This window comes from Micromonospora sp. CA-249363, assembly GCF_050950185.1.
Taxonomy (GTDB): Bacteria; Actinomycetota; Actinomycetes; order Mycobacteriales; family Micromonosporaceae; genus Micromonospora.
Genome location: NZ_CP192020.1, coordinates 6,129,022 through 6,142,309, shown reverse-complemented (window position 1 = coordinate 6,142,309; position 13,288 = coordinate 6,129,022). Strand labels below are relative to the sequence as shown.

Here is a 13,288-nt window from a genome sequence, read left to right as displayed (position 1 = left end):
CTCCCCGCGATCTTGCACTTTCTGTGCCGGCAAAAGGGGCGAGTGCGGCCCAACCGGCAACCGAAAGTGCAAGATCGCGGGGGGTTCAGGGGGCGTGGTCACTTCTTGACGACCAGGTTGGGGTGGGCCTTCAGGTACGCCTCGGCGCGACCCGCCCGGAGTTCGGTGATGAACGTCCGCCCCTCGCCGGTGAGCTGTTCGCCCCGGTAGGCGCTGCCCTTGCCGACGCCGGAGCCGGGCAGGCCGACCAGGGTGAACTGGTTCTCCGGCACCCCGCTGAGGGCGTACGCCAGGTCGACGATGCGATCGCCGCCCACGTACACCAGGGTGTTGCCCAGGGCGGCGACCACCTGGTCGACGCGCTCGGGCTGGCGGGCCAGGCCCTCGTCGAGGATCTTGCGGGTCAGGGCTTTGATGAGCTGCTGCTGGTGACGCTGGCGGGCGTAGTCGCCGCCGGTGATGTAGCGCTGTCGGGCGTAGTCCAGCGCCTGCCACCCGTTGAGGTGCTGTTCGCCCTTCTCGTAGACCTTCTGCGGGCCGGTGTAGCCGCCGGGCGCGCTGTCCCGGTACTTGCCGTCCGGCTTGCGGTGCAGGGACGCGACCCGCTGGTCGACGTAGATGTCCACCCCGCCGAGGGCGTTCACCAGCTTGTCGAACCCGCCGAAGGTGAGCACCGCGCCCGCGTCGATCCGCAGCCCGGTGTAGCCGCTCACCGTGCTGCGCAGCAGCTCGTACCCCTGGGCCGTGCTCGGCTGCTTGGGCTTGCCCGGCACCCGGCTGCCGAAGCTCATCGAGTGGGTGAGCTTGGTCTTGCCGCCCTTGTAGCCGGCCTTCGGGAACGCGGGGATGTCCACCAGCAGGTCGCGGGGGAGGGAGAAGAGGTACGCCCGGTTGAGGCCCTTCGGCACGTGCAGCACCAGGACGGCGTCGGAGTGCGGCTCCCAGCCCGGCACGCTGACCCGGGTGTCCACGCCGACCAGCAGCAGCGTCAACGGGCCGGTGATGTTCGCGCCGGGCGGCGGGCCGGTCGGGCTGGGGGCGGGTGTGGCGGTCGGCGACGGGCTCGGCGAGCCGGCCAGCGGGGTGCCGGCGGGCTTGTCGTCGCCGCTCAGCCGCGTGATCACGGTCGCTCCGCCCACGACCAACGCGACGACGGCGAGCGCCGCGAGCCCGAGCAGCAGCCATCGTCGGCGCGGCTCCATCGACCCCAGGATCATCGTGTGCTTCCTTCCACCCGTATCCGGAACAACGCTCCGACGGGCGCTCCGGGTTGCGGCCGGGAGGCGACGGGTCGGTCGGCCGGTGCATGATCGCGCGAAAACGGGCGCTGGCGCGAGCGCTACTCGCGAGTAATGATGCGTCCATGCGGTACGACGTGGTCGTCATCGGGTCCGGCTTCGGCGGCGGTGTCACCGCGCTGCGGCTGGCCGAGAAGGGCTATTCGGTCGGTGTCGTCGAGGCCGGTCGCCGGTTCGCCGACGACGAGTTCCCGCAGACGTCGTGGCGCCTGCGCCGGTTCCTCTGGGCGCCGAAGCTGGGCTGCTACGGCATCCAGCGGCTCACTCTGCTCCGCTCGGCCGCCGGCCGGTCCGGCGGCGTACTGGTGCTCTCCGGGGCAGGGGTGGGCGGCGGGTCCCTGGTCTACGCGAACACCCTCTACGAGCCGCTGGACGCCTTCTACACCGATCCACAGTGGCGCGACGTCACGGACTGGCGTGACGAGTTGGCACGCCACTACGACCAGGCGAAACGGATGCTCGGCGTCACCACGTACCCCATTCGGACGGGCGCGGACCGCGCGATGCGGGCGGTGGCCGACCGGATGGGGGTGGGACACACCTTCCACGCCACCCCGGTCGGCGTGCACATCGGCCGTCCGGGTGAACGCGTCGCGGACCCCTACTTCGGTGGTGTCGGCCCGCAGCGCACCGGCTGCCTGCACTGCGGCTCGTGCATGACCGGTTGCCGGCACGGCGCCAAGAACACGCTGGCCAAGAACTATCTCTGGCTCGCCGAGCGGCTGGGCGCCACGGTGCACCCGCTGACCACGGTGACGGCCGTCCGGCCGGCGGCCGGTGGCGGGTACGAGGTGCACACCGAGCGCACCGGGGCGTGGCTGCGCCGACGTCGCCAGGTCATCCACGCCGACCAGGTGGTCTTCGCGGCCGGGGCGCTCGGCACCCAGCGGCTGCTGCACGAGATGAAGGCCACCGGCTCGCTACCGCGCCTGTCGGACCGGCTGGGCGCGCTGACCCGGACCAACTCCGAGGCGATCCTCGGCGCGTCCATCCCGCGGCGACGGGCCCGGCAGGAACGGACCGACTTCACCGAGGGGGTAGCGATCACCAGTTCGTTCCACCCCGATCCGCAGACCCACATCGAGCCGGTCCGCTACGGCCGCGGCTCCAACGCGATGGGCCTGCTCCAGTCGTTGCTGGTCGACGGCGGTCCGCACCGGGTCCGGCGCTGGCTGGGCAGCATCGTCCGGCAGCCGCGCCTGGCCGCGCGGATGCTGACCGTGCGCGGCTGGTCCGAGCGGACGGTGATCGCCCTGGTGATGCAGTCGGTGGACAACTCTCTGACCACCCGCTGGCGGCGCGGTCGGTGGGGCCGCCGCCTGGTCGCGGGGCCGGGGCACGGCACCCCGAGCCCGACGTGGATCCCGGCCGGCAACACCGCCACCCGACTGCTCGCCGAGGAGATCGGCGGTACGCCCGGCGGCTCGCTCACCGAGCCGTTCGACATCCCGATCACCGCGCACATCCTGGGCGGGGCGGTGATCGGCGCGACCCCGGCCGACGGGGTGGTCGACCCCTGGCACCGGGTGTACGGCCATCCGGGGTTGCACGTGGTCGACGGCGCGGCGGTCTCGGCCAACCTCGGGGTCAACCCGTCGCTGACGATCACCGCCCAGGCGGAGCGGGCGATGTCCTTCTGGCCCAACCGGGGCGACGAGGACCCCCGACCCCCGCTCGGAGATCCGTACCGGCGGCTGCCGCCCGTACCCCCGCGCACGCCGGCGGTGCCCGCGGACGCCCCGGCCGCCCTACGACCCTGACAGGGGTCGGCGCAGGATGTGGTTGACGCCGAACACGGTGTCGCTGACGCGTACGTCGGTGTAGCCGATCCGCTGGTAGAAGCCGTGTGCGGTGTGGCTGGCGCCGGTCTCCATGAACGTGTGCCCCTCGGCTCGGGCCAGCTCCTCGACGTGCCGCATCAACCGGCGGCCGGTGCCGCGGCCGTGCGCGTCCGGGTCGACGAACATCGTGTAGACCTTGTTGCCGTCGCGGGACACCGTGCCGACCGGGTGTCCGTCCTGCTCGGCGACGTAGATCCGCCGCTCGGCACTGAGTTCGCGGAACCGGTCGGCGGTGAAGTGGTCGCACATCCGGTCGATCAGCTCGGCCGGGTAGTCGCGGCTGTTCACCTCCCGCAGGCAGCGGACGACCAGCGCCGCCAGCGCGTCGCCGTCCTCGGGGCGGAACGCTCGGATGGTCAGCTCGGTCATCGGTACGCCTCCGTCCGGCCCGTACGGGGATCGTCGCGCACCGTATCGGGACGCGGAACGCCGTCGTCACCCTGCCGGACATCACGGGGCATACCGCCGACCGAGTGGCCGCCGCGCCGAGTGCGTGGGGCGCGGGTCGGGTCGGCGGTGACTGTCGGTAGGCTATGTGCACATGAGCCTGCCTCGCCCCGTCCTCGTGGTGGACTTCGGAGCCCAGTACGCCCAGCTCATCGCGCGCCGGGTCCGCGAGGCGAAGGTCTACTCCGAGATCGTGCCGCACTCCATGCCGGTCGCCGAGATGCTGGCGAAGAACCCGGCCGCGATCATCCTCTCCGGCGGTCCTTCCAGCGTGTACGCGCCGGACGCCCCACAGGTCGACGCCGGCCTGTTCACGGCCGACGTGCCGGTCTTCGGCATCTGCTACGGCTTCCAGGCGATGGCCCAGGCCCTCGGCGGCACCGTCGCGCACACGGGTAACCGTGAGTACGGCGGCACGCCGCTGCGTCCGCGCCTCACCGAGCCGGGCGTGCTGCTGCGTGACCTGCCGGCCGACCTGCCGGTCTGGATGAGCCACGGCGACTGCGTCACCGAGGCCCCCGAAGGCTTCACGGTGACGGCCGAGTCGGCAGGCGCGCCCGTGGCGGCCTTCGAGGACATCGTCGGCCGCCGGGCCGGTGTGCAGTTCCACCCCGAGGTCGGGCACACGGCGCACGGCCAGGAGATGCTGACCCGCTTCCTGTACGACATCGCCGGCATCGAACCGACCTGGACGCCCGAGAACATCATCGACGAGCAGGTCGCCCGCATCCGGGCGCAGGTCGGCGACAAGGAGGTCATCTGCGGCCTCTCCGGCGGGGTGGACTCGGCCGTCGCCGCCGCGCTGGTGCACCGGGCGGTCGGCGACCAGCTCACCTGCGTCTTCGTCGACCACGGCCTGCTGCGCGCCGGTGAGGCCGAGCAGGTCGAGAAGGACTACGTCGCCGCCACCGGCATCAAGCTGAAGGTGGTCGACGCGGCGGACCGGTTCCTCGGCGCGCTCGCCGGGGTGACCGACCCCGAGCAGAAGCGCAAGATCATCGGCCGGGAGTTCATCCGGGTCTTCGAGGCCGCCGCCCGCGAGATCGCCTCGCACGGTGACGTGGAGTTCCTCGTCCAGGGCACCCTCTACCCGGACGTGGTCGAGTCCGGCGGCGGCACCGGCACCGCCAACATCAAGAGTCACCACAACGTCGGCGGCCTGCCGGAGGACCTGAAGTTCGCGCTCGTCGAGCCGCTGCGCACGCTCTTCAAGGACGAGGTCCGGGCGCTCGGTCTCCAGCTCGGCCTGCCCGAGGCGATGGTCTGGCGGCACCCGTTCCCCGGCCCCGGTCTGGCCATCCGGATCATCGGCGCCGTCGACCGGCAGCGCCTCGACCTGCTCCGCCAGGCCGACCTGATCGCCCGCGAGGAGCTGACGGCCGCGGGCCTGGACCGGGGCGTCTGGCAGTTCCCCGTGGTGCTGCTCGCCGACGTGCGCAGCGTCGGGGTGCAGGGTGACGGGCGCAGCTACGGGCATCCCGTGGTGCTGCGCCCGGTCTCCAGCGAGGACGCGATGACCGCCGACTGGTCCCGGCTGCCCTACGAGGTCGTCGCCCGGATCTCCACCCGGATCACCAACGAGGTCGCCGAGGTCAACCGTGTGGTGCTGGACGTGACCAGCAAGCCGCCGGGCACCATCGAGTGGGAGTGAGTCGGCCTCACGCGGCCGGCGGGTAGGGCGGCGTCGGGGCGTACCCCGGCTGTGGACCGCCGGGCGCGGCCCCGGCGGTCGGCGCGACGCCCGCCGGGTGCGGCCAGGCGGGCGCGCCGGTGGGCTCCTCGGGCATCAGGAACCACATGATCGGGTACGCGAGCAGCGCGAGCCCGCCGGTGAGCAGTCCGGTGACCGCGAAGGCCACGCGGACCAGTGTGGGGTCGACGTCGAAGTAGCGGCCGACGCCACTGGCGACCCCCGCCACCATGCGGTCGGTGGTGGGTCGCCGGAGCTGCTTGTACGGGGCCTGGGGAGCGGCGGTAGGTGTCATGCCTCCACGCTCCGCGCCGACGCCCGGCCTGCCCTCGGTGACTGCCCGGATCCCTACCCTGATCGATCCCTGAGCGCGAGCGAGAAGTCAGGAATCCGACTCTTTTCCGTTCCGGTAACGCGGCCCGGGGAGAATTTGGACCCGTGACCACCATGCTGGAGCCGCTTCGCAGGATCGCGGCATACGCAGTTTGTGCTGATTCAGACGGCCGAGTGTTGCTGGTCCGCGCATCGGAGCGCTCCGGCACACCCGGCACGTGGTCCCTCCCCGGCGGGGCGGTCGACCACGGCGAGGACCCCCACCACACGGTGGTCCGCGAGACCGCCGCCGAGACGGGCCTCTCGGTCGCCGTCTCGGGCCTGGCCGACGTGCTCGCCGACATGCGGGCGCTGCCTGAGCGCGGCATCACGATCCACACCGACCGCCTGATCTACCGGGTGGGGGTGCGCGGCGGCACGCTGGCCGACCGGGTCGGCGAGCGCCCCACCGACCTGGCCCGGTGGTACACGCTGGACGAGGCGCGTCAGTTGCCGCTGCGCTCCTTCACCGCGCGCGCCCTCGGTCTCCCCGCCTCCTCGGCCGACGTGGTGCCCGAGGAGGCCCCCGAGTTCCCCTCCTTCTACGCGGTCCCCGGTCCGGACGGGCTGCACCGCGCGCAGCGCTTCGCCGCGTACGCGGTGTGCACCGACCCGGCCGGACGGGTGCTGCTCACCCGCATCTCCGACGGCTACCCGGGCGCCGGCTGCTGGCACCTGCCCGGCGGTGGCACCGATTACGGCGAACAGCCCGGTGCGGCGCTCATCCGGGAGCTGGTCGAGGAGACCGGCCAGGCCGGCCGCCTCGTCGAGCTGCTCGGTGTGGCGAGCCACCGCGACGCCGCCTCGCTCGGCCCCGAGGGCTACCCGATCGACTGGCACGGCGTACGCGCCTTCTACCGGGTGGTGGTCGACCAGCCCAACCCGCTGATCATCGGTGACGTCGGCGGCTCCACCTGTGAGGCCCGCTGGTTCGCCCGCGAGGAACTCGGCGCCCTCCCCACCGACCGCCTGACCGAGGTGACAGCCGAAGCAGTCCAAGCAGCCCAACTAACCTGACCCCCCGCACCCCCACCCACCCACCCACCCCACCCACCCCCCACCCACCCACCTCGCGGTGATCATGAAGTTATTGTCAGGACACGCCGAGATGGACGGCGATAACTTCATGATCACGGGGATGGGCGCGGGGCGCGGGGCCGGGCGGGCGGGGGAGCGGGGATGGGTCGGGTGGTTTTGGTTCGGGCGGTTGGTTCTTATGGGTTGCTGGGGGATTCGGGGCGGTTTCTGGTTGTCCGAGAGGGTGGGGCGCGCGTCTGGTCTCTGCCCGGAGGGCTTCTCGCGCATGCCGAGCATCCGGAGCGGGCCCTGGTGCGCGCGTTCTCCGAGCAGACCGGGTTGACCGCGACGGTGGGCCGGTTACGGGCCGTCGTCGCGGACGTGCACGCCGACGCGGGCGGCGGTTCGTCGGTGCACACCGATCGGTTGCTGTTCGACGTGGCCGTCCGGGACGAGGTGCCGGAGGTCACGGGCGGGGGCGTCGAGACCCGTTGGGTCGGCCCCGAGGCCGTGGCCGAGCTGCCGTTGACGCCGTTCAGCGCCGAACTGCTCGGTCTGCCCGCCGTCCGGCTTCCGGTCGACGCGTACCCGTCCGCCGAGCCGCCCACCTCCTCGCATCCGGATCGCCGGCTGCGCTTCGGGGCGTACGGGCTGGTCACCGATCCGACGGGGCGGATCCTGCTGACCCAGATCGCCGACGGCTACCCCGGGGCCGGCAAGTGGCACCTACCCGGCGGCGGCACCGATCACGGCGAGCAGCCGACCACCGGGCTGCTCCGGGAACTCGTGGAGGAGGGCGGCCAGGTGGGCCGCGTGGTGGAGCTGCTCGGGGTGGACAACCTGCACAACCCGGCCGCGCTCGGCCCGGAGGGGCGTCCGCTGGACTGGCACGGCGTCCGGGTCATCTACCGCGTGCTGGTCGACGCACCCACCGACGCCGTGGTGACCGAGTCCGTCGGCGGCTCGACCGCGCGGGCGGGGTGGTTCACCGCCGCCGAGACCGCTGGACTGCCGCTCACGGGCATCGCTGCCTCGGCAATCGGACAGCTGGGCGCATAGCACTCGGCTCGGCGAGCCGAGTTGGCTACCCTCCGGTAGAGTCGGAGGCGGGAAATGGTGGAGGAAACGGGCGATGAAGCCCGGGATGGGGAATAACAAGCGGTTCGCGCGGTTTGTACCAGATAAGTACCGCCGGCAGCTATCGCCAAGCCACGTTCCCCTATGCGATGGTGTACTCCGCCAAAACGGCTGCCGGGCCACGCAAGGTCCGGCACGAGACAGCCGGACACCCGCCCTTCGGGGCGGCAAGCCGATCCGGTGATGGAGGAAACGTGCCGAGAGCCCTTTGGCGCCGGCGTCGTACGACTGACAGTCCGCGCCCCGCAGGGCGTCGCTGGGCGGGCCGGTTGCGCCGCAGCAGCACGTTCGCCCGCCAGGTGTTGCTGGTCCGCGTGGGCCGCCGTGACGGTGACCTGCGGACCACCGACCTGACACTTTCCGAGCACCGGTACGCCGACCGCCAGCGCCGTCGCTACGGTCTGGACCGGCTCAGCCGGCCTGCCGGCGTCAGCCGCGCCGGCATCGAGGCGGTCATGCCGGTCAGCCCGGCGCTGCCGATGGCGCACACCGACGAGGCCACCGCCGGATCGATCCCCCTGCTCCCCGGCGAGCGCACGATGGCCCGCCGGATGAAGTTCGCCGTGGTCAACGCCTGCACCCTGTCCAGCCTCATGCTCGGCATGCTGGCGATCTTCCTGGCCATGCAGGGTGAGGTGCGCATCGCCGCCCTCTGCCTGATCGCCTGCGTCATCTTCGACGGCCTGGACGGTGCGTTGGCGCGTCGGCTCGGCGTCGCCAGCCCGTTCGGCGCTCAGATGGACTCGCTGGCCGACATGTGCTCGTTCGGCCTCGCCGCGCCCGTGGTGGTCTACGCCTCGCTCGCCGGTTCCGTGTCGACGGCCGCGGCTGCGGTCGCGTGTGCGCTGGTCGCGGCGTGCGCGGCGATCCGGCTGGCCCGCTTCAACGTGTCGCCGAAGGACGGCCGCTTCTTCTGCGGCGTCCCCACCACCATGGCCGCCGCCGTGCTCGCCGTGACCGTGGCGATCGGTCTGCCGGTGCCCGGCCCCGTGCTCGTGGCCGGCGTGGCGCTGCTCGCCTTCGCGATGGTGTCCAGCTTCCCGTACGCCAAGCTCGCGCGCCTGGTGAAGCTGCCGCCGTGGCTGTGGCTCGCCCCGGTGCTCGGCGCGCTCGTCGACATCCGGCTCACGTTCGCCCTCATCGTGGTCGGCTACCTGGTCAGCGGTCCGGTGCTCTGGCTGCGCCAGCGTCGTACCGCCTGATCCGACGCACGAAAAACGGGGCGCCGCTTTCTGCGGCGCCCCGTTTCGCATCCCGTCTCAGTGCCAGCGGGCGATGACCGTGGAGCCGCCGACCACCTTGTCGCCCGGCCCCACCAGCGGTTCCGCGGCCTCGGCCGGCAGGTAGACGTCGGTCCGCGAGCCGAACCGGATGAGCCCGAACCGCTCGCCCCTGGCCAGCAGCGCGCCGATCGGCGCGCGCTGCACGATGCGGCGGGCGATCAGGCCGGTCCGCTGCGCGACCACCACCGTGCCACGGCTGGTGTCCAGCACCGTGTACGCGGCGACGTTGTGCTCGGCGTCCGGCTTCATCGCGTTGACGAAACCACCGTCGGCGACGAAGTAGTCCACCACCTTGCCGGCGACCGGGGCACGGTTGACGTGCACGTCCAGCACGGACAGGAAGACCGCGACCCGCAGCCACTCGCCGTCACCGAACCGCTCGTCGTGCAGCCGCTGCACCGACAGGACCTTGCCGTCCGCGCTGGCCACCACGGCGTTCGGGTCCTCCGGCACGTCCCGCTGGGGATCCCGGAAGAACGCGGCGACCGGGCCGGCCGCCAGCGCCGGCAGCAGCCACAGCTTGGACGACGGACGCGCCACCCGGGCCAGCGCCGCCAGACCCAGCGTGATGCCCGCCGCTGCCACTCCGTTGGAGTCGATGTGCATGCCCCTGGTCAGCGGCACGCTGGACGGTCGGTACGCCGGAGCCAGCCGGTCGGCCGCCGCCGGACTGGCCGGCGTGAACCGCAGGCGGTGGACCCGCACCGGCGGCGAGTTGCGCAGCACCAGGTCGTTGCCGACGCCGTACAGGGCGTCCTGGCGGCCCAGCTCGCCGGCCGCTCCGGTGGTCCGGCCCGGCGTCGCGGTGGTGGCGACGCTCAGTACCGCGCCGTCGACGAGGTACTTCGACAATCCCTGGATGTCGTGGCGGGCCTCCTCGGCGGTGCCGACGAACGCCTCACCGGCGACGACCACCGAGGCGGGCTCGGCGTCGGCGAGCGAGTCGACCACGCGTACCCGATCGGCGACCCACCGGCCCTGGGCGGTGACGTGCTCGCGGAGCGCGACGGCGCTGGACGACTCGGCGGGCACCACGGTGAGCCGGTCGCCGGGGAGCAGGGCCTCGATCGCCGCGGCCAGCACCGCGGACTCCGGGCTCGCGCCGACCAGCAGGGCGACCTTCGGGTCGTTCATCCGGGCCAGCTCGGAGACGAGCGTACGGGCGGCTCGCTCGCCGATGCGGACCGGACCGGACCGGCCGGTGGTACGCACGGCGGGGGACTGCGTCATGACGGGCGGGCTCCTGACGGGGTAGAGACGGGAATCGCGGCGGGGGCGCCATGGCGGGACGGGCCGGCCGGCGGAGGCGAGATCTCCACCGGCCAGCATATGCGCCTGTCCGCCCCTGCCGCACCGGCGAGCCCTACGGCCGGGCCGGCAGCCGCGCTCAGGGACCCTCTCGCCGCCCCGGCCGCTCGTCCACCCCCGCCGGATCGTCCCCGGTGGCGTGGTCCCCATTGACGTGGTTGCCGGTGGCGTGATCCCCGGAGGTCTGGTCGTCGCTGGCCGCCGGATCCTTGTCGACTGCCGACTGCTGGGCCGCCGACTTCTGGGCCGCCGACTGCTCGGCTGGCGGATGGGCCGCCCCGTCCTCGCCGTCAAGGGTGACCGGGTGGTCGACCCGGGTCGACTCGGCGGCCTGCGCCGTGACCGGCGAGGTCTCCGGCTCTGCCGGGGCGTGCGCCAGCCAGGCGGGATGGACCATGCCGGCCGTGGGCGGCTCCGGCGTCCGCTGCTCGGCCGTGGGCGGCTCCGGTGTGCGCAGTTCGGCCGTGGGCGCGGCATCGGGCCGCGACTCGGACGTGGTCGGCCCGTAGGTGGGCGGCGCGTAGGCGGGCGGTTCGTACGTGGGCGGCGCGTAGGTGGCTGACTCGTACGTCGTCGGCGGCTCGTACCCGGGCGGTTCGTAGCCGGGGGGCTCCGAAGCGGCGGCTCGCGGCGTGCCCTGCTCGGCCGCGACGGGCTCGGCCGCGACGGGCTGGGCCGCGACGGCCGTGGCGCCCGGCTCGGTGGACCCGTTCGGCTCCGGGCGGCCGGAACGGCCCGAGCGCAGCGCGCCGACCAGACCGAAGACTCCGATCAGGATCAGCGCGCCGGCCAGGAACCAGCCGACCGGCGGCAGCGCGAGCCCGAGCAGTTGAGCGAGCAGCCACCAGGCCGACAGCGCCAGGAACACCAGCCCGAAGGCGAACGAGAGCAGGTCCGTGCGGTGGGCCTTCACCGGGTCACCTCCAGGTTGCCGGCATTGACGTGGATGTACAGCCGCAGCTTCCCGCCGCCGGGGCCGTCCGCGCCCAGGTCGGTGGATTCCCGCAGTCGGCCGTCGATTCCGCCGGATCGGTTGCCGAAGACGGTCGCGTCCCCGGCGTTGACGTCGGCCACCGTGGTGACGTCCACGTTGGGCGGTACCACCACGGTCGCCTGACCGAAGTTGATTGCCACGGTCACCTGGGTGTCCTGCTTCGTGAAGTCGATGCCGCGCAGGTCGAGGACGGCGTCACCGAAGCTGTTCTCGTATCGGTCGGCGAGGTCGCGGTAGTCGGTGGGCGCCCAGGTGACCGCGCCGTCCACGCCCCGGATCCGGTCGTAGGACTCGGCGACGGTCGCCGTGCCGAGCGCGGCGGCCGTCACCAGGCCCAGCGCGATCAACCAGCGTGCCCGGCCGAACCAGGTGCCGACCAGCAGTCCCAACCCGATGGTGGCCAACGCGGCCGCGAAGTACGCCGAGGCGCCGACGTCGAAGACGTCCAACAGGTCGAGCAGGGCGACAACGCCGAGCGCCAGGAAGATCAGCGAGAAGGTCACCGGACCGAGCGGCGAACGCTCCCGGGGCCGCTTCGGCGGCTTCGGTGGCTTGGGCGGACGGTACGCGGCCGGAGCCGGTGCGGCGTACGGGCCGTGGGGCGCGAACGGAGGGCGGTATCCGCCCGGCGGCGTCGCCCCGGGGTGGGTGGACGGGCCGGCGGCGGGTACGGCGGTCACCGGCGCGGACGGCCAGCCGCTGGTGGGTGTGCCGCTGCCCGGCCAGCCCTGCTCGGGGGCCGGCCAGCCGGTGCCCGCCGGGGTGGCCGTCGCGGCGGCCGGCTGCGCGGACACCGGCCCTGTGCCGGTCACCAGCACCGCCGGGGATTCCGGCTGCGCGCCGACAGTCGGCTGCGCCGTCGCAGGCGGCTGACCACTCTGGACGGGCGGGTAAGCGCTCTGCGGCGCGGTGGCGTACGACGAGGCGTCGCCCGCCAGCGGCGCGGTCGCCAGCGGCCCGCTGGGCGGCACGGTGCCGTGCGCGGGAGCGGGCCAGGCGACCGGCGGGACCGGCCCGGGTGGCGTGCCCGCCGGGGAGGGCGGCACGGGCCCACTCGTGGGCTGCGGTCCACGGTTGTCCCGGTTGAGCAGCAACGCGCCGCCGATCAGGATGGCCGCGCCGAGCAGCACCGCGCGGAAGGCGTCGGTGACGATGTAGCCGAAGCTCGCCGCCACCAGGATCCCCAGGATGATCACGGTTACCGGGGACATGCTGGAACGGCCCCGCCCCAGCATCGACTCGACCGGGGACGCGGTGTCGCCCTCGTTGGGGATGATCAGCCAGGCGGCGACGTAGACCAGGATGCCGATGCCGCCGAAGAACCCGAGCACCGCGAGGAGGACCCGCCACAGCACCGGGTCGGTGTTGGTGGCCCGTCCGATCGCCGCGCAGACCCCGGCCAGGTAACGGCCGTCGCGGGGCCGGACCAGCCCGTACCGCGAGGTGAAGCCGGTGCCACCCAGCGGGCCCACGGACGGTCCGGGCGCGCCGGGCCCTCCAGGCGTACCGCCAGGGCCGTAGCCCGTGCCGGCCGTACCCCCGCCAGGGCCGTAGCCCGTGCCGGCCGCGTAGCCGGCGCCCGGCGCGTAGCCGGCGCTCGGCGGCTCGTACGGGGCGTCGGCCGCCGGTCCGGCGGGTGGGCCGAACGTGGTCGGCTCGGTCCAGCCGGCGGGTGTGGTGGGCGGTACGGGCGGTACTGAACCGCCCGGCTGTGCCGACCCCGGGCGGGGCGGCGGGGCAGCTTCCTCGGTCATGCCTCGATCCTGCTGCGCACGTCGCCCGAACGACCTCAGGACCCGACCCTGACACCACCCTGAGATCTCCGAGGCCGGAATGTCGGGGGCGTCCCCGTGGTCGTCCGACGCCGCAGCGTGTGACGATCGGACTCACCGACCCACACC

General features: G+C 73.2%; 10 protein-coding genes and 1 pseudogene. 5 read left to right on the top strand and 6 right to left on the bottom strand.

From position 1 onward, the window contains the following. Positions 1–98: 98 nt before the first annotated feature. A complete protein-coding gene (locus tag ACQPZK_RS27425) occupies positions 99–1,217 on the bottom strand; it encodes an LCP family protein (RefSeq protein ID WP_433535696.1) in 1,119 nt (372 codons plus the stop codon). A 146-nt stretch (positions 1,218–1,363) separates the two neighbouring features. Between ACQPZK_RS27425 and ACQPZK_RS27420 the strand changes: the two genes are divergently transcribed. Then, the gene (locus ACQPZK_RS27420; protein ID WP_433535695.1) at positions 1,364–3,058 is read left to right on the top strand and encodes an FAD-dependent oxidoreductase; all 1,695 of its coding nucleotides are present in this window, start codon (positions 1,364–1,366) and stop codon (positions 3,056–3,058) included. On the opposite strand, the gene ACQPZK_RS27415 is transcribed toward ACQPZK_RS27420, so the two are convergent. Next, a complete protein-coding gene (locus tag ACQPZK_RS27415) occupies positions 3,047–3,508 on the bottom strand; it encodes a GNAT family N-acetyltransferase (RefSeq protein WP_433535694.1) in 462 nt (153 codons plus the stop codon). The genes ACQPZK_RS27420 and ACQPZK_RS27415 overlap by 12 nt on opposite strands. A 172-nt stretch (positions 3,509–3,680) precedes the next feature. On the opposite strand from ACQPZK_RS27415, the gene guaA reads away from it, so the two are divergent. After that, positions 3,681–5,237: a glutamine-hydrolyzing GMP synthase gene (guaA, locus tag ACQPZK_RS27410; RefSeq protein ID WP_433535693.1), complete on the top strand. Its 1,557-nt coding sequence runs from the start codon at positions 3,681–3,683 to the stop codon at positions 5,235–5,237. Between the two features lie 7 nt (positions 5,238–5,244). Here guaA and ACQPZK_RS27405 read toward each other — a convergent pair whose 3' ends face one another. Beyond that, the gene (locus tag ACQPZK_RS27405; RefSeq protein WP_433535692.1) at positions 5,245–5,571 is read right to left on the bottom strand and encodes a PspC domain-containing protein; all 327 of its coding nucleotides are present in this window, start codon (positions 5,569–5,571) and stop codon (positions 5,245–5,247) included. Positions 5,572–5,714: 143 nt separating this feature from the next. Here ACQPZK_RS27405 and ACQPZK_RS27400 point away from each other — a divergent pair, with 143 nt between their 5' ends. The 3 genes from ACQPZK_RS27400 (at position 5,715) to ACQPZK_RS27390 (ending at position 9,004) form a co-directional block, all read left to right on the top strand. After that, positions 5,715–6,665, top strand: a complete 951-nt coding sequence (locus ACQPZK_RS27400) for an NUDIX hydrolase (RefSeq protein ID WP_433535691.1) — start codon at positions 5,715–5,717, stop codon at positions 6,663–6,665. Positions 6,666–6,827: 162 nt separating this feature from the next. Continuing rightward, positions 6,828–7,724, top strand: a complete 897-nt coding sequence (locus ACQPZK_RS27395) for an NUDIX hydrolase (RefSeq protein ID WP_433535690.1) — start codon at positions 6,828–6,830, stop codon at positions 7,722–7,724. A 347-nt stretch (positions 7,725–8,071) separates the two neighbouring features. After that, complete coding sequence (locus ACQPZK_RS27390) at positions 8,072–9,004, top strand: CDP-alcohol phosphatidyltransferase family protein (protein ID WP_433539333.1); 933 nt, start codon at positions 8,072–8,074, stop codon at positions 9,002–9,004. Positions 9,005–9,061: 57 nt separating this feature from the next. On the opposite strand, the gene ACQPZK_RS27385 is transcribed toward ACQPZK_RS27390, so the two are convergent. From ACQPZK_RS27385 to ACQPZK_RS27375, 3 genes and pseudogenes are all read right to left on the bottom strand, one after another. Next, positions 9,062–10,315 (bottom strand): phosphatidylserine decarboxylase, encoded by a 1,254-nt coding sequence (locus ACQPZK_RS27385; RefSeq protein ID WP_433535689.1) that lies wholly within the window; start codon positions 10,313–10,315, stop codon positions 9,062–9,064. 807 nt (positions 10,316–11,122) lie between these two features. Then, a pseudogene (locus ACQPZK_RS27380) lies at positions 11,123–11,306 on the bottom strand (hypothetical protein); the annotation flags it as partial. After that, positions 11,303–13,141, bottom strand: a complete 1,839-nt coding sequence (locus ACQPZK_RS27375) for a PspC domain-containing protein (RefSeq protein WP_433535688.1) — start codon at positions 13,139–13,141, stop codon at positions 11,303–11,305. The gene ACQPZK_RS27375 and the pseudogene ACQPZK_RS27380, both read right to left, overlap by 4 nt. Positions 13,142–13,288 lie beyond the last annotated feature (147 nt).

What these genes read in the sequence shown, in the direction of transcription:
- ACQPZK_RS27425 (WP_433535696.1), bottom strand. Translation starts at nt 1,217, where the DNA reads ATGATCCTGGGGTCGATGGAGCCGCGCCGACGATGGCTGCTGCTCGGG.
- ACQPZK_RS27420 (WP_433535695.1), top strand. Translation starts at nt 1,364, where the DNA reads ATGCGGTACGACGTGGTCGTCATCGGGTCCGGCTTCGGCGGCGGTGTC.
- ACQPZK_RS27415 (WP_433535694.1), bottom strand. Translation starts at nt 3,508, where the DNA reads ATGACCGAGCTGACCATCCGAGCGTTCCGCCCCGAGGACGGCGACGCG.
- guaA (WP_433535693.1), top strand. Translation starts at nt 3,681, where the DNA reads ATGAGCCTGCCTCGCCCCGTCCTCGTGGTGGACTTCGGAGCCCAGTAC.
- ACQPZK_RS27405 (WP_433535692.1), bottom strand. Translation starts at nt 5,571, where the DNA reads ATGACACCTACCGCCGCTCCCCAGGCCCCGTACAAGCAGCTCCGGCGA.
- ACQPZK_RS27395 (WP_433535690.1), top strand. Translation starts at nt 6,828, where the DNA reads ATGGGTCGGGTGGTTTTGGTTCGGGCGGTTGGTTCTTATGGGTTGCTG.
- ACQPZK_RS27385 (WP_433535689.1), bottom strand. Translation starts at nt 10,315, where the DNA reads ATGACGCAGTCCCCCGCCGTGCGTACCACCGGCCGGTCCGGTCCGGTC.
- ACQPZK_RS27375 (WP_433535688.1), bottom strand. Translation starts at nt 13,141, where the DNA reads ATGACCGAGGAAGCTGCCCCGCCGCCCCGCCCGGGGTCGGCACAGCCG.